A 26010-nucleotide genomic window follows, 5' to 3' on the forward strand; every position below is an offset into this window, starting at 1 on the left:
GTTGGTTCAGGCTTTGTCTTTTTCGTTCACGGGGGTCACCGGCTTAACGGGGGCCATTGGGGTCACGTCGTTGGTATCGTCCAGACCCGCTTCGATTTCAGCTTTGCTATCATCAACGCCTCTTTTAAACGCCGTGATACCTTTGCCTACTTCGCCCATCAGGGACGAGATTTTGCCGCGTCCGAACAGCACAAGCACAACAACAGCGATCAGCAGAAGACCGGGCAAACCAATATTATTCAGCATTTCATTTCTCCTATGCGCGGCCAACACGGGGTGCGCAGCGCGTTTCATGTTCTGGCTTAGAAATAGCCAGTCATGACGCCTGTTAAAAGCGGCAAACGTAGCTTTTTTACAGGGTTTTAACGATAGTTGTGACAAAAACTTGTCAACTGACAGAAAATTGGCAAAACTCTAACCGAAAACGAGGGAATCACTGATGCGCCGCGCTGACCGCCTGATGGCTTTGATCCAGATTTTACGTGACGGCGCATTGCACAAGGCGGCGACATTGGCAGCGGCTACGGATGTGTCATTGCGTACGATTTACCGCGACATGGACACGCTGGCCGCCTCGGGCGTGCCAATTGAGGGCGAACGCGGGATCGGTTACCGCGTGACGGCTGCGATCACCCTGCCCCCATTGAACCTGACAATGACGGAAGTTGAGGCTTTGCATATCGGGTTGTTGGCCGTGGGGCAGAATGGCGATGCGGAATTGTCGGCGGCGGCGCGTAGCCTGTCGGCCAAGTTAGACGCTGTGATGCCGGAGGATCGCTCGAAAGCGCCGACGGGGTATGGGTTTGCCGTCTACCCGTTTGCCGATGCGGCGCGCGGGTTTCAGTATTTGCCAATGATCCGCCAAGCGATCCGCACCCGCCAGAAGCTGAAGCTGACGTTGCATGGAGCGGATCAAACTGTGCGTCCGTTGCAGCTTGATTACTGGGGGCGGCTTTGGACCTGTGTGGTATGGAACGAGACAACGCGCAGCTTTGCGGAGCTGCGCGTTGATCAGATTACTGTGTTGAAGATCCTGCCGAGCCTGTTTGTCGATGAAGCGGGCAAATCGCTGGCGGATTTTATTGCGTTGAAACCTTAGAACCCTGCCGCTTTGCGGAGCATGTTCATCGCGACCAGTATGAGGAACAAGCCAAAGAACCGCTTGAGTGGTTTAGGGTCCATCCGGTGCGCCAATGCGGCCCCCCACGGAGCGGTGATCAGGGTCATGGTGATGACCAAGCCAAAGGCGACCAAGTTCACGGCACCTATCGAGAACGGTGGTGACACGGCCATATCGACGGAGAGAAATCCGATCACCGAAGGCACGGCGATGATGACACCAAAGCCTGCTGCGGTCGCCACAGCACGGTGAATAACCACGTTATGCAATGCCATAATCGGCACACCAAACGAGCCGCCGCCGATGCCCATCAGCACCGAGAGGAACCCGATGGCGGGCGAAAACATGATACGCCGCAGCCCTACGGGCATTGCATCGCCCAAGCGCCAATGTTCTTTGCCAAACGCCATGTAGAGACCGACGATGGTGGCCAGCACACCGAAAATCGTTTGTAAAACGCTTGATTGCAGGGATGAAGCGGTAAAAAACCCGATCACTGCGCCGACCGCGATGCCGGGTGCCCAGCTGCGCAGGATGTCCCAATCAACCGCGCCTTTTTTGTTATGCGCCATGACAGAGCGCACCGAGGTCACGATGATTGTGGCCAGTGACGTGCCCAAGCACATCTGCATCAACTGAGGGCTATCGTAGCCAAGCATTTGAAATGCGTAGAAAAAAGCAGGCACAAGAATGATTCCGCCACCTACGCCTAATAGTCCAGCCAAGACGCCCGCAAAAGCACCTATGACCAACAGCATCGCTGCCATGCTCAAAACCAAGGTCATATCCACGATCTTATTTCCTTATAAAACATAACTTAAGGCGCGCAAAACCGTATCCGCATTGGCATCAGCGCGGTGGGCGTTTTCCGACAGATACCGCCGCCACATCCGCGCGCCCACCCTGCCCTGAAATAGCCCCAGCATATGGCGCGAAACCTGTTGCAATCGCCCGCCTGCCGCGATGTGATCACTGATATAGGGGATCATGGCATGCACAGCCTCGTGGGCGGTGCGCGAAAGCCCGCCGCCAAAAATCAGGCGGTCGGCGTCCAGCAACACATTCGCAGGGCTATGGTAGGCGGCGCGCCCGATCATCACTCCGTCGAGGCCGTTTTCCAGAAACCGCAGGGCTTCGTCCATGGTTGTGACGCCGCCATTTACTGAAAGATGCAGATGCGGGAACAGCGCCTTCATGTCGTGTACCAGCAGGTAGTCGAGCGGTGGCACGTCGCGGTTTTCCTTTGGGCTAAGCCCTTGCAGCCACGCCTTGCGCGCGTGAATGATGAACCGGTCGCAGCCGGCGGCACTGACCTGCGACAGAAAATCGGGCAATATCTCGGAGGGCGATTGGTCGTCTATGCCAATGCGGCATTTTACCGTCACGGGCACATCCACAGCGTCACGCATCGCGCCGACACACCGCGCGACAAGCGATGCGTTTTCCATCAGCACCGCCCCAAACGAGCCGGACTGCACCCGGTCGGACGGACAGCCACAGTTCAGGTTAATCTCGGCGTACCCATAATCGGCACCTATTTTAGCAGCTTGCGCCAATTGTGCAGGGTCCGACCCGCCCAGCTGCAACGCCAAAGGATGCTCTGCCTGATTATAGCCCAGCAACTTGTCACGATCACCGTTGATGACCGCAGGGGCAGTGACCATTTCGGTATATAGCAATGCATGCTGCGACATTTGGCGATGAAAATAACGGCAATGCTTATCGGTCCAGTCCATCATGGGAGCAACGGACAGCCTTGCCGCCCTATAAGTATCTGTTTTTAATGCACTATTATTCAATTCTACTTCCAGAATGTTTTGGTCATTTATACGCATTTATGCTTATTTTCGCCTATAATTTACTATCTGAACAATGGATGTTGTTCAAATTGGCCAAAAATGTTGTTCAGGTATGACCCAGTTAGTAGAACGAAAACGCAAAGACGGCTCGACCGCCTTTGTCGCACAAATAAACGTCAGACAAAACGGTAAATGGGGACATAGAGAATCCCGTACATTTGACAAGCGCTCATCTGCCGCTGCTTGGTATAAAAAGCGGATGAATGAGATCAGTACAGATGGCGACGATCTGTCCTCGATCAAGAGCAAAGGCCGAACGCTAAGCACTGCGATCGACCGCTACATCACCGAAAGCATTAAGGTTATTGGGCGAACCAAAGCGTAGGTTTTGCGATCAATCCGTGATTTTAATATTGCAGAAACGACCTGCAACGAAATTCAGAGTCGTTATATTGTAGATTTTGCAAAAGACCTTGGCGCGACAAGGTCACCGGCAACCGTGAGAAACTATATGTCTCATCTTGGCGCAATCTTTGCCGTGGCCCGATCGGCTTGGGGCATCCCACTTGACCAACAGGCCATGAAGGATGCGTTTGTGGTCTGCAATCGACTAGGGATAACTGGCAAAACGAAGATACGCGATCGGCGCCTCTTTCACTCGCGCATGTAAGGTTTTGGGAATTGATGACCTGCGCCTTCACGACCTTCGGCATGAAGGTGTGTCGCGCCTGTTCGAAATAGGTGAAACCAACCCCTAGGTCGCAGCCGTGTTCGGGCATCGATCATGGATATCATTGCAGCGATACACCCATATCAAACAGACCGGCGACAAATATGAAGGCTGGAAGTGGTTGGATAAATTAGCTCAAGTGTGATGGGGATTCTGGAAAGTGGTGCCCGCGGCCGATCCACGAGTAGCGCGGGAGTCGCCATAGAAAATTGATCGTTGAGGACCACGTTTCAGCGTCAAACCAAACCAATCAAAACAATGCGTTAGCAGAAACACGGACCACGAGGCGCGTCGTTTACGCACCCTGCTATCCATCCTTCCCAAGTCAGGAGATTCCTAGACCAGTGTTCTTGGTGAATACTCTCTAGCGCACAGCAGTTGATCTGGTGAAACGGCCAAATGTGAAATTATTGCACTACGGTCCGTTCCCAAAACGAGCGCTCGTTGATGGTTCGGGCTATGAAATAGCCCTAAAAGAGTTCCCCAAAAACACTTCTCAACTTTTGCTTGCTTTGCGAAGGATGGCTCATCACGATTGGGACGTTATGGTACTCATGAGCGCGCCGTATCTCACAACTGCAGCAGAGAACGAGTATTTAAGTAAAATTCATTTTGGCCTTGGCTTCCAAGTGCTTCTCGAAAGAAAATCAAAAGGAAATGACCATGTGCCAAACAAATTCAGACAAGGGCGTGAGCCGACGTAACCTGCTTGGAGGTAGCTTAGCCATTGTTGCAACTGGTGTGGTTGCGTTGCCTGCGTATGCTCAGACAGAAGAAGCGACGCCGGTGTCCCCCGACGAAGCTCTGCAACGCCTGATAGACGGAAATGCCCGCTATGTTGCCAATGCGGCGATTAACACCGACTATTCAGTAGGGCGCGCGGCGCGGGCGAAGGGGCAACAGCCGTTTGCAGCAGTTGTCTGCTGTTCGGATTCGCGGGTGGCACCTGAACTGTTGTTCGATCAAGGGCCCGGCGCACTTTTCGTAGTACGGGTGGCAGGTAACTTCATCAACGAAGACGGGCTTGCCAGCCTTGAGTTTGGCGCCGCCATCCTTGGTCTCAAGCTGATTGTCGTGCTTGGCCACAGCTCTTGCGGGGCCGTTCGTGCGACCATCTCATCGATAGAGGACAAAGCTCTACCACCAGGACATTTGCCCAGCCTAGTCAACGCGATTCGTCCGGCGGTCTATGACGCCATGACAGACAATCCCGAAGATCTGCTTGTGGCCGCGACGGCGCGAAATGCCGAAATAAATGCCAAACGCGCACAGACAGAAGGGCCCATCCTGTCCGAACTTCACGAGGCTGGAATACTCAAGTCGGCTGCTGGGGTCTATGAGATTACTACGGGAAAGGTGACCTTCCTCTGACTTATGTACTGCACAATGGTACCCGCGCCGACATGCCTACACTTTGCGCACTGCCCGCGCTTTCGAATGATCACAAGTGGGAAGTCAGCACCTAAACACTCGATCTCCTGACGTAGAGCCAACGCTCGCGTAGAATCGGAACTGGCACTTAGCGCTCCGTCGTGAGGATGGTAGCAAATTGCCGCTGTTCGCCCTTCGTGGAGGCTACTGCTTCCGGCCCAAAGCCGCCGTTGCAGGAGCGGTCACGCGTCAGCTCTATGCTCACGCTGCAGCAAGTATCAGGGCCGAAGATCCGTGCCTGACAATCCAGATACATACACTTTGGCAGGACCAATACTTTGCTCGTTGCTAATTTAGCAGGCCATGGTTGTTATCGACGCAGGTTCCCGAGCGCCGCTCCCCCTTATCTGCGGTACAATACCAAATTCCAGCATCGATGATTGAAATCCCTGCAATCATGCTCGGGATAAAGTGCAAGTAATCCTAACGGGATGGGTTAGAGAGTGGGAATTGGATAATGCATTTTTGGCCAGGCTGGCCGGTGAGGAAATTGTCGTCATTTTTTCGTGGATTTTCGTGTGTTGCTACATTTGGCGGAGCAATAGCGCACATCGTCCCATACTTTTTCCCATTTCTTACGCCAACTGAAGGGGCGCATGCAGACGGGGCAGGTCTTTTGCGGGAGGTTAGCTTTTTTCATGTGGCGCGATTTCTTTGAAAAATCTGTCAGTGTCGGCACGGATCGCGTGTAGTTTTTCATCCGTCATGCGATCAAGGCTTTTGTACATGAACCCCATCCGTGGATTGCCGCGTAGCTTGTCCGCGTTGCGGTCGATAAAGTCCCAATAAAGATAGTTAAACGGGCAGGCTTTGGGGCCGTTTTTTACCGTGTGTTTATAGCTGCAAGACCCGCAATAGTTCGACATTTTATTAATATAGGTGCCGCTTGCCGCATAAGGTTTGGACCCCATGATGCCGCCATCTGCGAACAAGATCATGCCGCTAACGTTCGGCAGTTCGACCCATTCGTAAGCGTCGGCATAGACCAGAAGATACCAATCATTGACCTGATCGGGGTCCAATCCTGCGATCAATGCAAAATTACCCAGAACCATCAACCGCTGGATATGATGCGCGTAAGCGTTTTCTTTTGTCTCTGTAATGCACTGGCGCATGCAGTTCATTTGCGTGTCGGCGGTCCAGTAAAAGTCCGGCAAAGCGCGCTTGGCCTCAAGGAAGTTCATCGCCTTATAGTCTGGCATTTTGAGCCAGTAGATGCCGCGCACATATTCACGCCACCCCAAAATTTGGCGGATAAACCCCTCAACGGCATTTAATGGCGCACTGCCGTCGTGATAGGCCGCTTCAGCGCGAGCGATACACTCAAGAGGCGCGAGAAGACCACAGTTGAGGTAAAGTCCGATGTGACTGTGGAACATCCATGGCTCGTTTTGCACCATCGCGTCTTGATAGTCGCCGAAGAGACGCAACCGCGCATCGACGAACAGATCCAAGGCTTGCAAGGCGGCATCACGCGTCACAGCGAAGTGGAATGGGGCAATGTCGCCAAAGTGGTCGGGAAAATGTCGCGATACAAGGTCGATCACATCTTGGGTGATATCATCGATATCTGCGTGAAACGTGTCTGGTACGGTCAAATCTTTTGGGGGAGATTTGCGATTGCTTTCATCGTAATTCCATTGCCCGCCGATGGGGTCGTCGTCCGTCATCAGGACCGCGTGTTTCTTGCGCATCTCGCGGTAGAAATACTCCATGCGAAACTGTTTGCGTCCTTCAGCCCACGCGGCAAATTCCTCAGTTGAGCACAGGAAGCGGTCGTCAGGGCGGATTGTCACGGCCAGGCTCAGGGTGCTCGCCCATTGCTTCATATCCTCGAGCACACGGTATTCACCGGCTGCGGTGACGATAATTTCGGAAATATCGCGCTGATCTGCCAGCAGCGCAACTTCGCCACGAAGGGACCCAGTATTTGCGGGATCATCATATTTTACGTAGTGGACATTGAAGCCCTTCGCCGAGAGCGACGCCGCAAAGTGACGCATCGCAGAGAATAGGAACACAATCTTCTTTTTGTGATGCTTGACGTAGGTCGCCTCTTGGCGGACCTCGCACATCAAAATCACATCGTCCTTTGTGGCATCCGTCAGGCTTGAAACCGCGTGCGATAACTGATCGCCAAGGACCAAACGCAGTTTCATCGCTGCGCCATGTTTTGCTGTGGCTTCAAGACGCGCACGTATAAACCGCCAGCATCGCTTCAGCATTTGCGGCAAGAACGGCAGTGGTTCGTTTGCCGCGCGCATTTAGGGATATTAGCGCGCCATTGATCTCGTCGTCGGACACCGTAATTTCGCGCGTGCCATTTGTATCGTCCACGTCAATCGTGAACGATATTTTCTGTTCAGGGCCAAGCGTTGCGATAGAAAGCGTCGCAGTTTGGTCGCCATCTGTGATGGTCGGCTGGCTGGTCAACAGGTCCGCGCCCTCGGTTATTTCAAACGGTTGAAATACCTCAACGCCTGCACCTGCGGAGCTCACGTCAAAGATCAGGCCCGCGTTCGTGGCTGCAAAGTCGATAATCAACTCGGCAGGTCCGATATCGCAACTTCCTTGGTTCGTGATAATAAATGCGTCCTTGGGCGCGCCTTCGACGAACTGAACACGCACGTCAGCAACAGATGGCGAGGCAATAAATAAGGCGAAGGCAGCAAGACAAAGTTTCATAAGATGTCATCCAAATAGGTGTTTCAACGGTGGCTTTTGACAATGCGGCCAACGATAAGCTGGTTATAGTGGCTACGGATCGTAGTTTTATTTGGATCACTCATGTTAGAAATTCTGTCTCTGGCATCGCAAAACCGGAGGCGCACATATGATGCAATTTGACCCAAAATGGGAGTTTATAGCCGACACTGTCATGGGGGGCGTATCAACGGGTGCAGTTACTCAAGAGGTATTTGCGGGGCGCGATGCTGCGGTTTTACGTGGGGAGGTGTCGCTGGAGAATAACGGCGGATTTGTGCAAATGGCGTTTGATCTACACGCTGATGGTGCGGACGCAGATGCGCGCGCATGGGATGGGATCGAGGCGACGATCTGGGGCAACGGTGAGACCTACGATATGCGGCTTCGCACTGCGCAATTAACGCGCTCTTGGCAATCCTTTCGCACCGATATTCAGACGCAAGAAGCGTGGCAAACGGTGCGCATTCCGTTCGCTGCATTCGCGCCACACCGCGTCGAGGCGACGCTAGATGTGTCATGTCTGCGCCGCATTGGTATTGTCGCTATTGGTCACGAATTCAGCGCAGTTGTCGCCGCCTCGAGCATCGGGTTTTATAAGACTACGTAGCGGTCTTTGGCAAACGCACGACAAAAACTAACGCGAAAAGCTTTAACGCGCATGGCAATATCGCATAGAGAAAATTCAGAGACTGAAGTGCATGTGCGGAGTTCGCCCCAGTTGGCGTGAACCCTGAGTATTGTAAAGCAGGCAAAACAATCGCGGCAGCGAGGGCCAATGATATTTTGGCGGCAAAGGCCCAGACACCAAACCCTATGCCAGTGGCAACACCTGCCGTCATCAGCGCGGTGGAAAACAAGGCTGGGAGAATAACCATATCTGCGCCCAAAGCCGCCCCTGAAACCGCAGAAATCAATCCAAACTGCCAAGCTGCGCCAACCGGAAGCATGTAAGCACCAATGAAAGACAAAATCGCAAGGCTCATCGCAAATAAGAGAACCTTACGCGCCCCAAAACGTGCCGACACCTTTGACCAAAACGGTGCGGAAATGCCTGCGGTCACAAAAAATAGCAGCAAAAACATGCCAGAAAGGTCGGGTAAGTGAAGCCGATCTTCGACAAAAAACAAGAACAGCGTTGAGGTGACGGCAACGGGTAGCGCATTCAGTAGCCCGATCAAAAGCAATTGGATTATCTTGGGCTGTAAGAGGTCTCGCAAGGATTGGCTGGCGAGGGAGGCAATCGGCACAGGTGCCCAGAATGGTTTACTCAACAACCAGACCGCCAGCGAAGCAATCACAAGCGTTAGGCCAAAAATCGCATAGCCCTGTAAAACACCAAAATATGCCCCCAAAAGGCCTGGCAGGATAGCGGCGACAAGAATGCCCCCCAGCGCCCCCGCTTCACGCCGCCCTGCGAACCGCAGGTGTTCGCTTTCGGCACTGTTCCCCACAACTGCGGCGCCCTGCCCGTAGAAAAGAATGGTGCCAAGACTGTAAGCGGTAAACACTAAAACCAACCCGGCAACCAACCCAAGCAAACCGGGTTGGATCACAAACGCGATCAAAAACCCGAGCCCCATCCCCAAGAACGAAACTGCCACAAAGCGCGGGCGAGAGGCTGGATATTTGTCGATCATGCGCCCTAAAACCGGGTCTTGCACGAAATCCAACGCTCGCAGACCAAATAGCACATATCCAATCGTGCCCAGACTAATACCCAGCTCAGCCGCGTAGCTCGGAAGATGAATATACAAAGGTATCCCAGCCGAAGCCAAAAACGCCGCTATGGCGGGAACGCTCAATCGATTTCTCATTCATAATCCAAACTTTTTTATATTACGTTTCATCTTTCGCTTTGGACCAATTTGCAGCTGGGCTTATTCTGCTGAACGACACAGTCCCCTTCCAATTCCTCTCCGTTAGTATGCGAGTCGTAAGATTTGATGCGATCGCGCTAACGTAGGGCTTACGCAGCCATTTTCAGTTTCAATGCCGGAAATTTCTTATCGCCGCTCTTTTGAACCACCAGTAATTCTGATAGCTGATCCGCATACTAAAATGCACATTGGAGGCGTAACATGGAGCGTGTGAAGTTTACCCAGATGAAAGATGGCACGAAGGAGGAATATGAATTCCTGACGGCTCACGAGATTGACTATACCAAAGGAACTGCGGATCGATTGTTGCATGCTCTTGAGCATCTTGATGAGGGTCTTTCAGGATATCAAATCACCCGCTTAGGGCATTCGGCGCAATCTGCGACCCGTGCATGGCGCGATGGGGCGGACATCGATTGGGTCGTATCGACTCTTTTGCATGACATTGGCGATATATTTGCGCCGTACAATCACGATGAATATGCCGCGACTATTCTGAAGCCGTTTGTGCGCGAGCAATGCCGTTGGTGCGTCGAAACCCATGGTGATTTTAAAATGCTATATTATGGGCAACATCTGGAAGGATTCGATCAGAACAAGCGTGAACGTCATCGTGGTGCGAAGTATTTCGACGACTGTGCGGAATTCTGTGAACGGTGGGACCAGACCAGTTTTGACCCAGATTATGACACGTTACCGCTCTCATTTTTTGCGCCGATGGTGCGGGACGTGTTCGCACGTAAACCCTACGATCCTGAGGTCATGGGCGCCCCGGATCAACCTCTGACAGTGCCTCAAACCGCCGCTGAACGCGCGGTTACATAGTCCGGCTTCGGATATATAACCCTGCATGCTGAACCTCATGCAGGTTCTGGAGACGAGCCAGCAGCGCGGGACCAGACATATAGGGGCGGCCTTCTCCAAATAAGATGCCGTTGGAACCGCAATCTCGTAGGGAGGCTTGGTCCGGACGACAGACATCCGGTACAAAGCGCCAATGCGATACGGAGGAAACCCACATGAGCTACAAACTGTACTACGCGCCAGCAAGCGCATCATTGGGTGTTAGGGTCATTCTCGAAGAGATTGGAGCAAATTACGAACTCCTACCGACCAACATAGAAATGGGAAAATCCCGGTCACAAAGCCATCTGGCGTTAAATCCCAACGGCTGGGTACCCGTTCTTATTTGGGGTGAGAACGCAATGTACGAATGCGCTGCTATCACGATTTTTCTGTGCGACCGACACCCCGAAGCGAAACTCGCACCGGCAGTTCATGAACCTGAGCGCGGATTGTTTCTTCAGACGCTGGTCTATTTTTCAAGTGCTGTGCAAAATGCATTCCAGCTGGACTACTACCCAGATCGCTTTGCTGACACGCCTGCGACAGAACCGAGTGCGCAACGCCGTGGACTTCGACGATTGCGCGAGACGTGGGCGATCATTGACGATCAGATTGGAAACAGCAAATGGATGATTGGTGATTGCTTCAGCGCTGCTGACATCTATCTGTTCATGTTGACGACGTGGCTCCAACCCGCACGCGGGCAGCCATCGATACATGAGTTTCGAAACGTAAAGCGAATATCTGATGCTGTGATGAAAAGACCCAGCGTACAACTCGTGTACGAAAAATGGATATCAGAACAGAAATAGTATTAGTTAAATTTATATAAGGACTGAACGGCCCATACCCTAAGTTCGAAAAATGAGTAGGCCTCGAGACAAATCAGGGACACTGAGTGGCCTTGACGACAAAAAGGACCCAACTCGCATAGCCGTTCTCGCCCCCCCTCAGCCAATGCCGTCGATCTGCCCTTGAGGAACTGTATGCGCTGCTGACCGTGTTCTCAGACAAGCACCATCGTCGCCCAATTCACTGCCGATGCATAGCGTTGTCGGGTTCGCGCTTTTTCAACGCGACGACAGTAAGAAATCACACTGGTGCCTTGGACAGGTCTGGATCAAACGTACTACAGGGTATTCATAAGAGACATGAAGCATCAGGGCGACGAGGTTGGAAATAACGTGTGGTGCGACCTACATTAACCGACAATGAAAATTGCACTGGCGGTATCAAAGAAGAAGCCAATGGTATTCCGAGTTAACATTGACACAATCATCGCCGCATTCAAGCGCGCGCGCACAGTTCTAGCGATTGAAGATCTGCGTTTCAGCGATAGTCAACACGAAGGTGTTACGCGCTTGTGCGACATCGGTGACGGGACGAATTTACAGAACGCGTAGTGGTCAAGCTCGATGCTACCAGATCTTTTGCGTTGGAAACCTAACCCCTCGCCGCTTTCGACAATTGCATCGCCTGAATGGTGAAGTTCGTGCACTTGTCGGACCAAGCAGATATTGCAGATACCGTGCCATCATACTTGGGATTAAGCACGGCTTCCCTTTGGGCGCCGTTAATCATGCTGCGCAGCAGGGTAGCCACTTCGTAAAGATCAACATCCTTGGGCAGCGTGCAGTTAGAAAGAAGCGCGATGAAACGGCGGTCAAATGCGTCGGCTACTGTGTCGATCGAGGACAGGTAGTTATCGCGGAACTCCGGGAAGCGGGATTGTTCTGAAAACACGGCGCGCGCGTTTAAAACACCCCCGTTACCGAGAACGAGATGAGAATAGGCGCGCGATAGTGCCATGATAGCGCCCTCAACTGTTGTCGCGGTTGAAGGCGTATCGAGCTGCGCGATGCCTGTCTCTATAGCGTCGTCTGCGACCAATCGAAACAAGCTCGCCTTGTTCGAAACTGTTTTATAGATCGTTCTCGTCGACATGCCCGCCCTACGAGCGACGGCTTCGATACTGGTTCCTGCATATCCTGCGCTCAGGAACACTTCGGCCGCCGCCTTGATCAAGATCGCGCGCGTTTCCTGCTCCGTACGCACAGAGGGACGACCGCGGGGCCGCTTTACTTTCACCGTTTCATGTTCTGTCATTGCCGCTCCTCTCTCGCTTTATAAAAACGGAAATTTTCATAAATCAAGAGCGAAGCGCATCGGCCTATTCATCTGCACATCACGAATTCTTGAATGGCAGATTTCGTAATTGACATTGTGCAGTCAATAATTTTAGAAAACCGTAATTTTCCAAATAAATTTCATGCCAAGGATTCCCGATGAAACTGAACAAAACCTTGACCGTCTCAGTCATCGCCGTTGCTGCGGCGGCAGGATATCTGGTTTGGACATTGAGCCAACCCGCGACCTACCTTGTGCAAGGCGAAATCGAAGCGACACGCATTGATTTGTCGGCAATGATTTCAGCGCGTATTTCTGAAATGCCCGTCACTGTCGGGGACAGAGTCGTTGCAGAAGATGTCGTTGTTCGGATGGAAAGCGCAATACTGGATGCTCAACTTGCCGCCGCGCGCGCCGCGCTGGAAGTTGCGCAGGCCAACCGCGACCTTACCTACTCGACCCGCCCGGAAACGATTGCCGCTGCTGAAGCCCAGTTTGAATCCGCGCGTTCCAGCGTTACGCTAGCGCAGAGCAACTTTGACCGCGCAAGCCAGCTGCAAGGCGACTCGGTTGTGTCGCAGGCATCGCTAGATCAGGCGGTCAACAATCTTGCTGCTGCAATTCAAGCCCAAGCTGCAGCGCAGGCCAGCCTTGATCAGGCACGCAACGGCGCGAGCCCTGAACAAAAGGCCGTGGCTGATGCCCAAGTAAGGCAGGCTGAAGCATCCGTTTTGCAGACGACAGCCAGCGTGGATGAGATGATCGTGACATCCCCCATCGACGGTGAGGTGACGGCGCGAACTGCTGAATTGGGTAAGCTGTTTAGTGCGGGGGCACCGCTGATTTCCATCGTGGATGTGGATCACGCGTGGTTTACGTTCAACCTGCGAGAGGACCTTTTGGAGGGACTGGAGGTTGGCCAGTCTTTGAAAGTACGTATTCCTGCTTTGGGCGATGATGCCGACCTGATTGATGCAACGATTTCATCAATTAATGTCCAAGGCAGCTATGCCAACTGGCGCGCAACCAAAGCGACCGGTGACTTTGATTTGCGGACGTTTTCTGTGCGTGCAGATCCTGTTGCGGCAGTTGTGGGATTGCGTCCCGGGATGAGCGTTTTGGTGGATTGGCCTGCCACAGTCCGCAACGGTCAATGATCCGGTGAACCCCACGCATCTTCCCCCCGGTTTTCGACGGATTTGGCGTCGCGAGTTGCGCCAGATCGCGACACGGCCTGCCCTTGCGTTCATGCTGGTTCCGCTGCCACTGATCCTGTTTCTTATGCTGGCTGTGATTTTTGCGCCAGGCTTGCCGCGCGACCTTCCGGTGGCTGTCGTTGATTTGGATGGGTCAACGATGTCGCATCAGATCGTGCGAATGGCAGACGCGGCAGCTGATGTTGAGATTGTCGAGCATCTTACATCTCTGAGCGAGGCGCGACATGCGCTTGTGGCACAGCGTGCCTATGCAGTTTTAATGATCCCAGCCGGTCTGGAACATGATATCTTGTTGGGGCAAAGGCCCGAGGTTGTGATATTTTCCAACAGCCAGTTTTTGACAGCAGGCGGCATTGTCGGGCGCAGCTTAAGTGCTACAGTTTCGACCTTTTCCGCGGGTGTGTCATTGCGTCTGCTTGAGGCCCAAGGAGTCGGATCCGATCGCGCGCTGGATTTGATCACGCCAATCCCCGTACAGCAAAGCCCGCTGTTCAATCCCTCACTTGATTACATCCAGTTTCTGCTTTCGGCAGTCATGCCGACCGTCTTGCAGATTTTCATCTGTGCCACTGCGGTTCTTTCGTTTTCTCGCGAGCACCATTCCCCTAACGGCATGCCGCGCCTACAGCGTATTGCACTAACGCCAACACGCGCAATATTGGGAAAACTGCTTCCCTACACCTTTGTGGGCACGTTCGTTTTGATGATTGGCGATGTGCTTTTGTTTAACGTCTTTGACGCCAGTTTTCGTGGCAACGTCTTTGTGTTTTTCTTCAATGGTTTCATTTTCATCCTCACTTGTCAGGCTATGGGGGCGCTTATTGCGCTGATTGCCAAGGAGACCACGGGTGCCCTTGGGATGATGGGGCTCATCGTGGCACCGTCTTTCGGGTTTGCCGGCGTTAGTTTTCCCCGCTTCGGAATGACGCTCTTTTCGCAGATTTGGGGTGCGATCATACCGCTGACCCCCTACCTGCAATTGCGAACAGATCAGACCCTGCGTGGCGCGCCCTTAGAGTATTCGCTGCCGGCGATGGGGTGGCTTTTCGCCCAACTTTTGGTTTTCTCAACCCTGTTGTGGATTGTGACGCGCAAGAAAATGGCCCAAATACCGGTTTCTAAAAACGCTACCGCCGAGGCTCGAGAGAGTAAGTCATGAACAAGCTGCGCCACTTCCTTGCCGAGGTATTCGGGGTCATTCGGACGCTTTTTGCCGACGACAGTGCAAAGTCTACGATGATTGTTGGCATTCTGATTTACAGCGTTCTTTATCCACAACCTTATGTAGGTGAGGTGTTGCGCGATGTTCCTGTGGCGGTGATCGATCAAGACAACTCGACCGCCAGTCGGACCCTCGTGCGTGAAATTGACGTGACAGATTTGGTCGATGTAACCATGTCCGCGCCGGATATGGAAACCGCGCGGGATGCCTTTTACCGGCGCGATGTTTATGGGATCTTTGTTATTCCAGCAGGCTTTGAGGCTGACATCCTTGCCAGTCGACCCGCGCCAATTGCCGCCTATAGTGACGGTAGCTATCTGTTGATCTACTCTAATGTAATGCGGGCCGTCGCCACGGTTGCAGGGACAATGGGCGCGCAGGTCAATTATGCGCGCCTCACCGCACTAGGCGTCGATGATGGCGTGGCACGCACGATGCTGTCTCCTATCGCTGTAACCAATGTGGCTGTTTTCAATCCACAGGGCGGCTATGCCAGCTATGTGATTCCAGCGGCTTTTGTCCTGATCTTGCAACAGACGTTAGTCATGGGGATCGGACTACTTCATGCGGGGCGCAGGCCACCAACTGGCGCACGTTTGTGGGCCACAATTACTGCCTACTTTGCCCTGTATATGGTCTGGGTAGCATTCACCCAGATGTTGATCCCCTATCTCTACAGTATTCCGCGTACCGGCGACCTTGCGACGCTGCTGTTGATCTCTGTGCCATTTATCTTTGCTTGCATTGCAATGGGATTTGCTATCGCGATGGCCATTCCTTGGCGCGAAGGGGTCGTGTTTTTACTCGTGGTGATCGGGATGCCAATGTTTTTTCTTTCGGGCATCTCGTGGCCAGTTGAAATGATACCTGACCATCTGCGGACTATCTCGCAGCTTGTTCCATCCTCGACGGCCATTTCCGCATTTGTCGCGGTCGATCAAATGGGCGCTTCGGCTGGGGATGTGGCAAGTGCAATTAAAACGCAGATAGTTCTCATTGTCGTCTATTCGACATTGGCGGTCGCCCTTTCGCGACTGCCCCACAATCGGCGGTAGCATCTAATTATCAAAATATAAGATGAGAGAAAAAGTCGAAACGGCTGCGCGCTTTTCAAAATTACACGAGCGCCGAGGGCCGCACGAAAGCGGGACAGGTGCAATCTGCACCTCCGAGAACGCTTAGAATATTTGATCTCGCATACTGCATCGCTGCCAGCAAAACTTCTCAAAAGTAATGAGAAGTTATCCACACTCACTTCCAAGCCAAACGCATCATGTCAGGTTTTTAGGCGCATTAGGTTTCCCTCTTGATTTAACAAATTATCTGAAGAGGTGGGCGTGCCAAATGATTTTTGAAAATAGCTTCAATGACATTCAATACGCAACAAGCGGCGCAATAAATTAAAGGAAATCAGACTTTTACGCCACCAGTCATCATTAATGCAGCGGAGAGATATGCGCTCCATTTGATGTCAGCACAAAAACTTTACGTCACTCTACCACCTATAAACAGGCGTTACGGGGATGTTCGTCAATTTGCTTCAAGTGTCCAGTTTTTGCGCGAAAACTGACCTACGAGTGGTGTGAACAAAAGTGGATCCGCGAAACTTCAGGGCGCAGCGCGCGAATTTCATTACCGTCGTCCTCAGCAATAAACTTGACCGGGTAGGCAAACTTAGCGACGCTCTGTATATCAACGTGACCGCGTGACGTGGTTCGGAATTTATATAAACACCTTGGGAGACGAAATACCATGATGGACGCAGGCACCCTTCAGACATTTGACCCATCCACTGACGCCCAAGAATTCCGCGATGCGCTAGGCACGTTTGTCACCGGCGTCACGGTTGTCACCACCGACAGCCCCGACGGACCCGTGGCGATTGTTGCCAACAGCTTTGCCAGCGTCTCGCTTGATCCGCCTCTGGTGCTGTGGTCGCCGGCAAAAAGCTCAAAAAGGTTCGAATACTTCCATGGCGCACGCAGGTTTGCTGTGCATGTGCTAAGCGCGGATCAACGTGACATTTGTGCGGCCATTGTTAGGTCCAAAACGGCGATCAAGAACGTGCCAATGCACCTATCGCATTGCGGCATGCCAATCATCGAAGGCGCGCTTGCGACATTCGAGTGCAACTTGGAGGCTACTTACGACGCAGGCGATCATGCAATCATTCTGGGTCGCGTAACCAGAGCCCACCACCAAGGCGGCGACCCGCTGGTGTTTCATGGCGGCAAATACGGCGCGTTCAGTGCAGGTTGAATTGGCTCGCGTGTTTTCTCGTCAACGCCCGTCAGACCAAGGCCCGTCAGAAATGGCGTTTATTTTCATACTCGCAACACCTAAATAAACGCCATCCTTTCCGCGCGTTCCGCATCAGGGAACCGCCGATAGAGCGCGACATCAAAATCACCCACCATACAATGAACATTACCGTACAGCCGCTCTACATCTTCATCTTTTGATCCCGTAAACCGAAAAGCACGGTCCAATTGGCTCAAATTTTCCAGCTCGATTTCTAAGAGAAAGTCGCGCGCTTTTGGCGCACCAAAGCCCAGTTTGCGCCGACACAAACGCCACGACACGATCACGCCGTGCGACTGCAATAGTCCCATCCATGCCTCGATCGCGACAGAAAAGGCAACTGCTTTTGCATCGTCCCGCAGGTCAATGCCACAATGATATAAGTTCATACACGCGCTCCAAATTCATACAGCCAGTGTTTCAGACGAATGCTACGATTTGGTTACCGGCAGAAAAAAACTAACGGGCTTCAATCATGACTGTCGCGGCCATTGCCTGTAGAGTTGTGGCGCGGAAATTTCGCGGTGGGGCATACATCATTTGTTTACGCGTGCACGATAGAGGTCAGATATACGAAGTCGTTTCGTCTAATTTTCAGGGCCGTAAAATTGGGAAAGGGTTATAGTTTTATAGCAGACTAAGCGACAATGAGAGACCTAACGTCGTGACGCGCGCGTGAGGATTGCGGTCCTGTCGGCACGCCAAAACGCAAAACTTGGACGAGTTTGCGATCAGGGCCAATCGCCATTTGAGCCGTAACCTGTGCGCGGGCAGCCGCGTCGTCGGTCAACGCAGCCATTGGCCAGCCGGCCAAGCCCAATTGCGCGGCCTCCAGGCACAGCCGCAGATACGCTTGACCGGATTGAACAGGGCTTTCGTCGGCGGGGCGGTGGAAACAAGCAATCAATGGCGCGGTCATCGTCACATCTGCTTCGGCGGTCATTGCTGCGGTCTTGCCAAGTAGGTCCAACAGCGGCCACATCGGGCCAAAACCGGTCGCCACTTTGCGCGCCAGCCTTTCGTCGATTTGCAAGGCATCAAGGCTCAAACCGTCAACTTTATATCGCGGATGAGATGGATGCAGGCGCATCCAGCTGAGCAATTCCCGCCGGAACGGTTTGCTGCGCAGAATACCAAGCGATGCCATGTCATTCAGCCCTGCAATCCAGCTACGTGTTGATACGTCGAGGATAAAAAACGTATCGCTGCGCGACCAGCCAAACAGTCGCAAATATTCATTTGAAAATGGCCCGCGCCATGTGAAGCGCGCGTCCAAAAGTGCCTGTAACGGGTCAGTTTTTGAGCCATATCGCAGCGTCAAACGCGCCGCCATACGGTCCCCTGACCAGCTATGCAGATCCTCGTTTGGCCAAAGATCGTTGACGTCACACGCGACCCCAAGTGCGGATAGCGCGAGCACTGTGGCCTCTACTGCCGCCCCGCAAGACAGGCCGATATGTGCGCCGGAAGGGTCCGCTTGTCGCAGGATCACGCTACGATCTGCTGCGATTTCAATCGTTTGGGAGGTGCGTCGCCAACGTGCGGGCTGCGCATTATGGATCGACGGAGCAAGGCGCGCCTGTGCCACAATGGTTTCAAACTGTGCATCAGTTAACATTCAAGGCACCCTTGTCTGCGATTAACGCGGCCATTCGTTGCACTGCACCAAGCTCGCAATGGGCAACGTTTGATCCTAGAAATGCTGGCACAGAGATCGCAACTATCTGACGCGGCTTTGTGCCCAGATCAAGCAGATGCGTGGCGTCAAACCGTTCGAACAGATGCGCCATGTGATCCTCGGCGACGTGGCCTAGTGCGGGGCGCTGATCGCGGCGCAGGACGGGAGCGGCAGTGAAAATGCGGGTCAAGACATCGGGGATTAGTCCATCAAGCTCGGAGGGGGTGATCACCGCCGCTTTATTCATCAAAGGATGATCCGACAGACCTTGCAGGAACCCGAGCACATCGCCCTGATAGGGCCGTGCCAGATAGGCTAGGATCGACGCCTGCCCTGCTGCATCTCGTCTGTCACGGGCGCTTGCCGTAATCGCCAGTACCAGCAGTGTCGCCAAAATAAGCGCGACGATCAAGATGCCGCCTTGCCGCCCAAACCCGCCAATCAGCGTGACCATTCCGCCGCAAAGAAGCGCCGCAAAAACCACTGATAAAAGCGCAAAGACGCTGTGCCGATGACCGTCCTGCACGCGCCCCAAACCCAGTGCCAGCCAGCACATCATCAAGACGCCGATGGCCGAGACTTGCACAGGTAAATGGAGTGCAACTAGCAGAAAATCTGATGCGCCAAGCGGGACTAAAAACAGGAGGGCCAAGCCGAGGCGATGTGCGGTACGGTTTTCGCCCGCCGACAGACTGTTGCGGTCGCGGGTTGCGATAAGCCAACCCGCGATTGCAAATCCACCGAGCTGGTAGAGCAGCAAGCCGTAGAGCCGCGCGGGATCAAGGGCGTTACCAAGCCAGAATGCGCTGATACCAAAGAGGATTGCGCCTAACCCAACGTAGATTTTCACCCACTTTGGTGCATGGCGGCGCAGCATGCTTTCGGTGAGTAAGAGTGTTGCCAACGGAATCAGCGCAGCAGCCAGAATGACCACAAAGCGGAACCACATGCCCCCTGTCAGCACCACCAAGGCTCGCCCCGCAAACAGCATCATGCCGACGCGCAGCACAAAGATGAACCGCGCGGTTAGGAGGGTGGTGGCTGCGTTTCCGGCGAATTGCCAGTGTAAGATTGCAAGCCCGATGATACCTGCGAGTGATAGGTAAAGGTCGGTCAGAATGTTGGCCGAGGCGATCATCGCCCTGCCCCGTTCCATGGCCGTAGATCGCGCCAGGTCTGCCCTGCATCAGCCCAATGCAGGACCGGCAATACGATGCGGCGCAACGCGACGATACCGCCCGCAACAAGCAAGGATAGGACCGCAGAGCGTGGCACGGCGCGGGCCAGATAACGCCGCATTGCGCCGATATCCATGAGGCCAAGTTGCAGCACATCGTCGCCGCGTCCATAGTTCAGAATCTCGGCACAATAGGTGTTATAAGCGGTGTCGCGGTGCTTGGGGGCGGTGTCCCAGGTTTTCTTCAACGCGTCTGATCCGCCCGTGTAAGCGTTTGAGATTACGAACTTAGCTTCGTCAAATGTGGCTTCGTTGCCAACTCCGAAAACATCGCGCTGATTGGTCATGATGGCGCGTGCAAGCATCAGATGCGAGAGCCTTCGCGGCCCTGCGCGCGGGGCGGGCCAGACGTCTGAAAACATCTGGTCGACCATACCGACGACCGCAGGCACTTGGGTCACGTTTGAAATCCAGATCGGGCGCAGTTGGCGGCGCGAGAAGATGAGAAAACAGGTCAGCCCGTAAAGCACCCATGACAGGTTTTGTTTTTGCACGGCAGGGTCGACCATGACCAAGCCCAGATGCAGAACCTGCACGGGCTGCGGCGCCACATCGACCAGCATGATTGCCAGCGCGTTAAAGGCAATCGGGGTGTCGGCAGCGTCGGTGACCAAGGTGATCACGGTCTCGCGCAAGCGTTCGCCATCGGGGGCAAAAACGCCGTAGGTGAGATCGCCTGCAGGCAGGGTTTTGCTTGCGATAAGCCGTAGCTCGCCTTGTAAAGTGGCAAGTGCAGCGTCGTCCATCCAGAGTGCGGGGCGTTCGATAATCCGAACGCGCAGGTTGCCCGAGCGGATGGTCACGTCCAGATATTGCCTGCCGAAAGATTTGAGTAATGCGGTGATCACACGGGCTGCTCCCTTTTGGCGGAAGGTATGCAGCCCACGCGGAGTTCACAAGTAGCGGTTTACCAAATTCTCCAAGCGTTCTTGACGGCCAGAGCGTGGTTTAGGGTTGGTGTTTTCAGCCATGACTTTGGCAGTGATACTGTCGAGGTCGGAGGTAAGAAGCGCCTTGCCCGCGTCAGTGTCCCAGCCTGCGTAACGGTCGTTGCGCGCCGTTTCCAGCTTGCCGTCTTTCAGCATCGCGGCCGCCGCTTTCAGGCCTGCCGCACAGGCGTCCATGCCGCCGACATGGGCGAGGATCAGGTCCTCGGCGTCGAGCGATTGGCGGCGCAATTTGGCGTCAAAATTTGTGCCACCTGTTTTGAAACCGCCAGCGCGCAGCACCTCGTAATATGCCAGCGCCATTTCTGGAACGTTATTGGGGAATTGATCGGTATCCCAGCCGGATTGGTAGTCGTTGCGGTTCATGTCGATGGAGCCGAAAATGCCAAGTTCTCGGGCAAGGGCCAACTCGTGCTCAAACGAATGGCCTGCCAAGATTGCATGGCCCTGCTCGATGTTCACCTGCACTTCACCCTCAAGCCCGAAGTCTTTGAGGAAGCCGTAAACGGTGGCAACGTCGTAATCGTATTGGTGTTTTGTGGGTTCCTGCGGTTTGGGCTCGATCAGGATCGCACCTTTGAAGCCTGTCTTGTGTTTATAGTCGACGGCCATTTGCAGCATCGCGCCCGCCTGTTTACGTTCGCGGCCCATGTCGGTGTTCAGCAGGGTCTCATAACCTTCGCGCCCGCCCCATAGCACATAGTTTTCGCCACCGAGCTTCATTGTGGCGTCCATGCAGGTTTTGATAGTCGCGGCCGAGAATGCGAAAACATCGGGGTCCGGATTGGTCGCGGCTCCTGACATATAGCGGCTATGAGAAAACAGGTTGGCTGTGCCCCAGAGCAATTTAACACCAGATTCGGCCTGTTTTTCAGCCAAATAATCAACGATCTCTTCCAAGTTGCGGGTATTCTCCGCGAAATCGACGCCTTCGGGACGCACGTCGGCGTCATGGAAGCAGTAGTATGGCACACCGAGGATTTGAAACATCTCGAAGGCGACATCGGCTTTCATCCTAGCGTGATCCATCGTGTCACCGAACCAAGGGCGCTCGAACGTTTGTCCCCCAAACGGATCACCGCCGGGCCATGCGAATGAGTGCCAGTAGGCCGCAGCAAAGCGCAGGTGGTTTTTCATCGTTTTGCCCATCACCACTTCATCTGGGTTGTAGTGGCGGAAGGCGAAGTCGGTGTCGGCATCAGGTCCCTCGAATGAGACCTTCGGGATGCCTCTGAAAAAGTCGGTCATGTTAAGTCCTTGAGTGCTGCGTAGCTTGCGCGGTATCTAGCGTGAGCGTGTTGAAACGCGCTGGTGAGTGTAGTGTCCGGCTCAACGACGCGCGCGATTTTTGGTGGTGTCGCGATCTCGGCCCCTGCCCCGTTGGCAGCCATCAGGCCAAGCCGCGCCGCGCCAAATGCGCCGCCAAAATCACCCGCGACGGGCAATTCAACAGGCATGTCGAGGGCGGTTGCAATCGCTTTGACCCAGTAGTCGGATTTAGTGCCACCGCCGACGCCAATCAGGCGGTTGATCTGTGTGCCAGTTGATTTCAGGGCCTGGAAATTGTCCACGAAGGCATGGGTTACGCCCTCTAGCACGGCGCGTGTCAGGGCGTTGGTGTCATCGCTGTGATCTAGATGCAGAAACGCGCCGCGCACCTGTGCGTCGTTATGCGGTGTGCGTTCGCCCCCAAGGTAAGGCAGGAATAATGCGCGGCTTGGGGCTTGCAAATCACCCAAAACACTTGTCAGCGCAGATGCATTATGACCGACGCGATCTGCATACCAATTCAGCGCATCGGCGGCAGCTAAAATAACACCCATTTGGTGCCAAGTCTTTGGCAAAGCGTGACAAAACGTATGCACAGCACTGGCTGCATCAGGTTGGTAGGCGTCCGAAGCGGCAAATAAAACGCCAGAGGTGCCAAGCGAGACAAAGGCGTCGCCCGCCTTAACGACACCGACGCCAACAGCGCTTGCCGCATTGTCGCCGCCGCCGCCAGCCACCACAACACCGCGCGGCAGTCCCCAGCAGTTTGCGAGCTTGTCACTGAGGATGCCCGAGACCTCGGAGCCTTCCACAAGCTTTGGCATCTGGTCGCGGGTCAAACCGGTTTTGGCGAGCAAATCATCGGACCAATCGCGGGCGGCAACATCGAGCCACGCCGTGCCCGCGGAATCTGACATGTCACTGACAGTCTCGCCTGTCAGCCAGAACCGCAGGTAATCTTTGGGCAGAAGCACCTTGGCGATGCGGTCAAAAACCTGCGGCTCATGCTTGGCTAACCACGCGATTTTTGGCGCGGTGAACCCGGGGAACACGATATTGCCGGTGACAGCGCGAAACGCGGGATCGGCGTCCATATTGGCGGCCTCGGCGTGGGCGCGGGTGTCGTTCCACAACATGCAGGGGCGCAAAATCTCGCCCTGCGTGTCAATGAGGGTTGCGCCGTGCATTTGTCCCGAAAGACCGATACCGCGAACGGCGTCCAAGGAGACCTGCGCTGTCAGGGCCTGCATCGCGGTGTCAACGGCATCAAGCCATGCGGCAGGCGCCTGCTCTGACCAGCCTGTCTGCGGCCGGTTCGCCTTGAGCGGGCTGGTGGCCTCGGCTAGAATCGCCTGTGTGTCATCAATTAGAACAGCCTTGAGCCCAGATGTTCCGAGGTCTAATCCGATATACATCAAGCCACCTTCGTGGGGTTTTTGCCCATGATAATCATCGACAGAATGTCATCTTCAGTCACGTCTTCAACCCGCTCGACCCCGATCAATTGGCCGTTTTTCATCACAGCCACGCGGTCACACAGTTCCATCATTTCGCGGGTGTCGTGACTGATCAAAAAGATGCCCAAACCTTGAGTTTTTAATTCTTTGATCAGGTCCGCGACCATCTGGGTCTCATGCACCCCAAGTGCGGCGGTTGGCTCGTCCATGATCAGTATTTTAGCCTTAAAATAGACCGCACGGGCGATGGCGACCGACTGGCGCTGGCCACCCGAGAGCGCCGAAACCGGTTCTTTGAGTTTTTTGAAGTTTGGGTTCAAACGCGCCATAATCTTGCGGGTTTCGGCCTCCATGCGTCCATCATCCACAAAGCCCAGTTTGCTCGTTAACTCGCGTCCCAAAAACAGATTTGAGGCGGCATCGAGGTTATCAGCAAGTGCAAGGCTCTGGTAAATTGTCTCGATATTATGGTCGCGGCTGTCGCGTGGCGTGCGGATATCGGCCTTTTTACCGTCGATCCAGATCTCGCCGCTATCGCGTTGGTATGCACCTGACAACATTTTGACCAATGTGGATTTTCCAGCCCCGTTATGGCCCAAAAGTCCAACAACTTCACCGGGATACAGATCAAGGCTCACGCGATCCACGGCCTTGATACCGCCGAATGAAATGGACAGGTCGCGGATATCCACGAGGGGTGTTTGTGTCTGGCTCATCGCGTTTCCTTACTTCGATTTGCTACGATAACGGTTGTCGACAAAGACAGCAAAGACCAGCACCGATCCCACCACAATCTGCTGCATGGCGCTATCAAAACCGATTAAAACCATGCCTGTCTGCAAGGATTGCATGACAAATGCGCCCAGTATTGCGCCGTAGATTGTACCAACGCCGCCCGCTAAAGACGTGCCGCCGATCACGGCTGCGGCGATGACATAGAGCTCGTCAAGCGTGCCAATCGCGTTGGTCGCAGAGCCGAGGCGGGCGGAGGCGACAACAGCAGAGAGACCCGCCAGCATGCCCATCAGTGCAAAGATTTTGACTGTCATCCAACGGGTGTTGATGCCCGCCAATGCAGCAGCCTCAGGGTTGCCCCCGATAGCAAAAACGTAACGGCCGAACCGGGTGCGGGTCATCAGGATCGTCATCGCGATCCCTACTGCGATCATGATCAGAACAGGAATCGCAAACCCGTAAGAAATATTCAGACCACCCTCTGGCACCACGATGTTATTGGCCGCTGCATATTGTGAGACGATGCCTTTGGGCCATGTATAGGCGTTAACCAGCAGCACCGCGCCGATGACCATGCCGCAGCCCAAAGCCGCCAGAACAGCATCAGCCCAGATTGGTCGCTGCGCAAAGTCATGATCCCCCCGCCGTTTGCGCGCGGAGATCAGTATCCACAGAATCGCGGCACAGGAGATCAGTCCGACTATCCAGCTACCGGTGCTGCCGACCGCGCCGTAAGGACCACCGCCAAGCAGCGCAAATGTCGCGTCAACGGGGGAAATTGTTTCGCCACGGGCGACCAGATAGCCGACGCCGCGCCAGACCAGCAAGCCGCCAAGCGTCACGATAAATGCAGGGATCGAAAGATAAGCAATCAGCCAGCCGTGAAATGCCCCGACCAAAGCGCCCATTACGATGCCGCTCAGCACCGCAATAATCCATATCAGCGGATGTCCGAGCCCCAGATATTGCGGCAGGATATTGACCTGAATCACACCCATTACAATTGCGCAGAACCCCAAAACCGAGCCCACGGAAAGATCGATATGACGGGTTATAATGACCAGCACCATGCCCGTGGCCATGATGCCAATCGACGCAGTTTGCACCGAGAGGTTCCACAGGTTGCGCGGCGTCAAAAACGCGGAACTGCCGTTTTTCAAATAACCGGACAAGTGAAACCCGATCCAGATGAACAACAGCGCCCCTACCATGCCCAGCAAGCGGGTGTCTATTTCGGTCGCCCGCAAGAACCGCGTTAGCGGATTGGTCGAGGGGCTTTGGTTGGTCGATTTTGTCATCTGTCCATCCCAT

General features: G+C 54.1%; 28 protein-coding genes. 12 read left to right on the top strand and 16 right to left on the bottom strand.

All coding sequences use genetic code 11. The features are described from left to right. Nucleotides 1-6: 6 nt before the first annotated feature. A complete protein-coding gene (locus tag ACXLHR_RS07535) occupies nt 7-246 on the bottom strand; it encodes a twin-arginine translocase TatA/TatE family subunit (protein WP_458790864.1) in 240 nt (79 codons plus the stop codon). A gap of 193 nt (nt 247-439) precedes the next feature. Here ACXLHR_RS07535 and ACXLHR_RS07540 point away from each other — a divergent pair, with 193 nt between their 5' ends. Next, nucleotides 440-1099: a helix-turn-helix transcriptional regulator gene (locus tag ACXLHR_RS07540; protein ID WP_458790865.1), complete on the top strand. Its 660-nt coding sequence runs from the start codon at nt 440-442 to the stop codon at nt 1097-1099. Here ACXLHR_RS07540 and ACXLHR_RS07545 read toward each other — a convergent pair. After that, nucleotides 1096-1914: a sulfite exporter TauE/SafE family protein gene (locus tag ACXLHR_RS07545; RefSeq protein ID WP_458792500.1), complete on the bottom strand. Its 819-nt coding sequence runs from the start codon at nt 1912-1914 to the stop codon at nt 1096-1098. The two genes, ACXLHR_RS07540 and ACXLHR_RS07545, sit on opposite strands and share 4 nt — an antisense overlap. A gap of 9 nt (nt 1915-1923) precedes the next feature. Next, nucleotides 1924-2955, bottom strand: coding sequence for a tRNA dihydrouridine(20/20a) synthase DusA (dusA, locus tag ACXLHR_RS07550; protein ID WP_458790866.1), 1032 nt, complete (start codon nt 2953-2955; stop codon nt 1924-1926). Between the two features lie 37 nt (nt 2956-2992). Here dusA and ACXLHR_RS07555 point away from each other — a divergent pair, with 37 nt between their 5' ends. From ACXLHR_RS07555 to ACXLHR_RS07565, 3 genes are all read left to right on the top strand, one after another. Next, nucleotides 2993-3304, top strand: coding sequence for a hypothetical protein (locus ACXLHR_RS07555; protein WP_458790867.1), 312 nt, complete (start codon nt 2993-2995; stop codon nt 3302-3304). A gap of 731 nt (nt 3305-4035) precedes the next feature. Continuing rightward, on the top strand, nt 4036-4353 hold the full coding sequence (locus ACXLHR_RS07560; RefSeq protein ID WP_458790868.1) for a hypothetical protein: 318 nt from the start codon (nt 4036-4038) through the stop codon (nt 4351-4353). Beyond that, on the top strand, nt 4313-5020 hold the full coding sequence (locus ACXLHR_RS07565) for a carbonic anhydrase (RefSeq protein WP_458790869.1): 708 nt from the start codon (nt 4313-4315) through the stop codon (nt 5018-5020). Before ACXLHR_RS07560 ends, ACXLHR_RS07565 begins: the two co-directional genes overlap by 41 nt. 556 nt (nt 5021-5576) lie before the next feature. Here the strand turns inward: ACXLHR_RS07565 and ACXLHR_RS07570 are convergent. The 3 genes from ACXLHR_RS07570 to ACXLHR_RS07580 are packed head-to-tail and all read right to left on the bottom strand — an operon-like array spanning nt 5577 to nt 7765. After that, nucleotides 5577-5780, bottom strand: coding sequence for a DUF2256 domain-containing protein (locus tag ACXLHR_RS07570; RefSeq protein WP_458790870.1), 204 nt, complete (start codon nt 5778-5780; stop codon nt 5577-5579). Next, nucleotides 5707-7239: a cryptochrome/photolyase family protein gene (locus tag ACXLHR_RS07575; protein ID WP_458792501.1), complete on the bottom strand. Its 1533-nt coding sequence runs from the start codon at nt 7237-7239 to the stop codon at nt 5707-5709. The genes ACXLHR_RS07570 and ACXLHR_RS07575 overlap by 74 nt, the downstream gene beginning before the upstream one ends. Before the next feature lie 25 nt (nt 7240-7264). Beyond that, nucleotides 7265-7765 carry an aggregation factor core gene (locus tag ACXLHR_RS07580; RefSeq protein WP_458790871.1) on the bottom strand — a complete coding sequence of 167 codons (501 nt, stop codon included), beginning with the start codon at nt 7763-7765 and terminating at the stop codon, nt 7265-7267. 151 nt (nt 7766-7916) lie between these two features. On the opposite strand from ACXLHR_RS07580, the gene ACXLHR_RS07585 reads away from it, so the two are divergent. Then, the gene (locus ACXLHR_RS07585; protein WP_458790872.1) at nt 7917-8393 is read left to right on the top strand and encodes a CIA30 family protein; all 477 of its coding nucleotides are present in this window, start codon (nt 7917-7919) and stop codon (nt 8391-8393) included. Here ACXLHR_RS07585 and ACXLHR_RS07590 read toward each other — a convergent pair. Beyond that, nucleotides 8386-9600 (bottom strand): MFS transporter, encoded by a 1215-nt coding sequence (locus tag ACXLHR_RS07590; RefSeq protein WP_458790873.1) that lies wholly within the window; start codon nt 9598-9600, stop codon nt 8386-8388. The genes ACXLHR_RS07585 and ACXLHR_RS07590 overlap by 8 nt on opposite strands. A gap of 264 nt (nt 9601-9864) precedes the next feature. Here ACXLHR_RS07590 and ACXLHR_RS07595 point away from each other — a divergent pair, with 264 nt between their 5' ends. The 3 genes from ACXLHR_RS07595 to ACXLHR_RS07605 all read left to right on the top strand — a co-directional run bounded on the left by ACXLHR_RS07595 (nt 9865) and on the right by ACXLHR_RS07605 (nt 11912). Further along, entirely contained in the window at nt 9865-10488 is a 624-nt protein-coding gene (locus ACXLHR_RS07595) for an HD domain-containing protein (RefSeq protein WP_458790874.1), read from the top strand. 194 nt (nt 10489-10682) lie between these two features. Then, complete coding sequence (locus tag ACXLHR_RS07600) at nt 10683-11321, top strand: glutathione S-transferase family protein (RefSeq protein ID WP_458790875.1); 639 nt, start codon at nt 10683-10685, stop codon at nt 11319-11321. 399 nt (nt 11322-11720) lie between these two features. Beyond that, nucleotides 11721-11912, top strand: coding sequence for a hypothetical protein (locus tag ACXLHR_RS07605; protein WP_458790876.1), 192 nt, complete (start codon nt 11721-11723; stop codon nt 11910-11912). Nucleotides 11913-11952: 40 nt separating this feature from the next. On the opposite strand, the gene ACXLHR_RS07610 is transcribed toward ACXLHR_RS07605, so the two are convergent. After that, on the bottom strand, nt 11953-12615 hold the full coding sequence (locus ACXLHR_RS07610; protein ID WP_458790877.1) for a TetR/AcrR family transcriptional regulator: 663 nt from the start codon (nt 12613-12615) through the stop codon (nt 11953-11955). A gap of 179 nt (nt 12616-12794) precedes the next feature. Here ACXLHR_RS07610 and ACXLHR_RS07615 point away from each other — a divergent pair, with 179 nt between their 5' ends. The 4 genes from ACXLHR_RS07615 (at nt 12795) to ACXLHR_RS07630 (ending at nt 17334) form a co-directional block, all read left to right on the top strand. Beyond that, entirely contained in the window at nt 12795-13793 is a 999-nt protein-coding gene (locus ACXLHR_RS07615) for an HlyD family secretion protein (protein ID WP_458790878.1), read from the top strand. Nucleotides 13794-13797: 4 nt separating this feature from the next. Beyond that, entirely contained in the window at nt 13798-15012 is a 1215-nt protein-coding gene (locus ACXLHR_RS07620) for an ABC transporter permease (protein WP_458790879.1), read from the top strand. Continuing rightward, nucleotides 15009-16130, top strand: a complete 1122-nt coding sequence (locus ACXLHR_RS07625; protein ID WP_458790880.1) for an ABC transporter permease — start codon at nt 15009-15011, stop codon at nt 16128-16130. Before ACXLHR_RS07620 ends, ACXLHR_RS07625 begins: the two co-directional genes overlap by 4 nt. 700 nt (nt 16131-16830) lie before the next feature. Continuing rightward, nucleotides 16831-17334, top strand: coding sequence for a flavin reductase family protein (locus tag ACXLHR_RS07630; RefSeq protein ID WP_458792502.1), 504 nt, complete (start codon nt 16831-16833; stop codon nt 17332-17334). Between the two features lie 80 nt (nt 17335-17414). On the opposite strand, the gene ACXLHR_RS07635 is transcribed toward ACXLHR_RS07630, so the two are convergent. The 8 genes from ACXLHR_RS07635 to ACXLHR_RS07670 all read right to left on the bottom strand — a co-directional run bounded on the left by ACXLHR_RS07635 (nt 17415) and on the right by ACXLHR_RS07670 (nt 25997). Next, entirely contained in the window at nt 17415-17765 is a 351-nt protein-coding gene (locus tag ACXLHR_RS07635) for a DUF6614 family protein (RefSeq protein ID WP_458790881.1), read from the bottom strand. Between the two features lie 248 nt (nt 17766-18013). Then, entirely contained in the window at nt 18014-18994 is a 981-nt protein-coding gene (locus ACXLHR_RS07640) for a hypothetical protein (RefSeq protein ID WP_458790882.1), read from the bottom strand. Next, on the bottom strand, nt 18984-20210 hold the full coding sequence (locus ACXLHR_RS07645) for a hypothetical protein (RefSeq protein ID WP_458790883.1): 1227 nt from the start codon (nt 20208-20210) through the stop codon (nt 18984-18986). The genes ACXLHR_RS07640 and ACXLHR_RS07645 overlap by 11 nt, the downstream gene beginning before the upstream one ends. Next, nucleotides 20189-21139 (bottom strand): hypothetical protein, encoded by a 951-nt coding sequence (locus ACXLHR_RS07650; protein WP_458790884.1) that lies wholly within the window; start codon nt 21137-21139, stop codon nt 20189-20191. Before ACXLHR_RS07650 ends, ACXLHR_RS07645 begins: the two co-directional genes overlap by 22 nt. A gap of 45 nt (nt 21140-21184) precedes the next feature. Further along, nucleotides 21185-22486, bottom strand: a complete 1302-nt coding sequence (xylA, locus tag ACXLHR_RS07655; RefSeq protein ID WP_458790885.1) for a xylose isomerase — start codon at nt 22484-22486, stop codon at nt 21185-21187. Then, nucleotides 22483-23922 carry a xylulokinase gene (gene xylB / locus ACXLHR_RS07660; protein WP_458790886.1) on the bottom strand — a complete coding sequence of 480 codons (1440 nt, stop codon included), beginning with the start codon at nt 23920-23922 and terminating at the stop codon, nt 22483-22485. Before xylB ends, xylA begins: the two co-directional genes overlap by 4 nt. Continuing rightward, on the bottom strand, nt 23922-24680 hold the full coding sequence (locus ACXLHR_RS07665; protein ID WP_458790887.1) for an ATP-binding cassette domain-containing protein: 759 nt from the start codon (nt 24678-24680) through the stop codon (nt 23922-23924). Before ACXLHR_RS07665 ends, xylB begins: the two co-directional genes overlap by 1 nt. A 9-nt stretch (nt 24681-24689) precedes the next feature. Then, a complete protein-coding gene (locus ACXLHR_RS07670; RefSeq protein WP_458790888.1) occupies nt 24690-25997 on the bottom strand; it encodes a sugar ABC transporter permease in 1308 nt (435 codons plus the stop codon). Between the last annotated feature and the right edge of the window lie 13 nt (nt 25998-26010).

This window comes from Yoonia sp. MH D7, assembly GCF_054439475.1.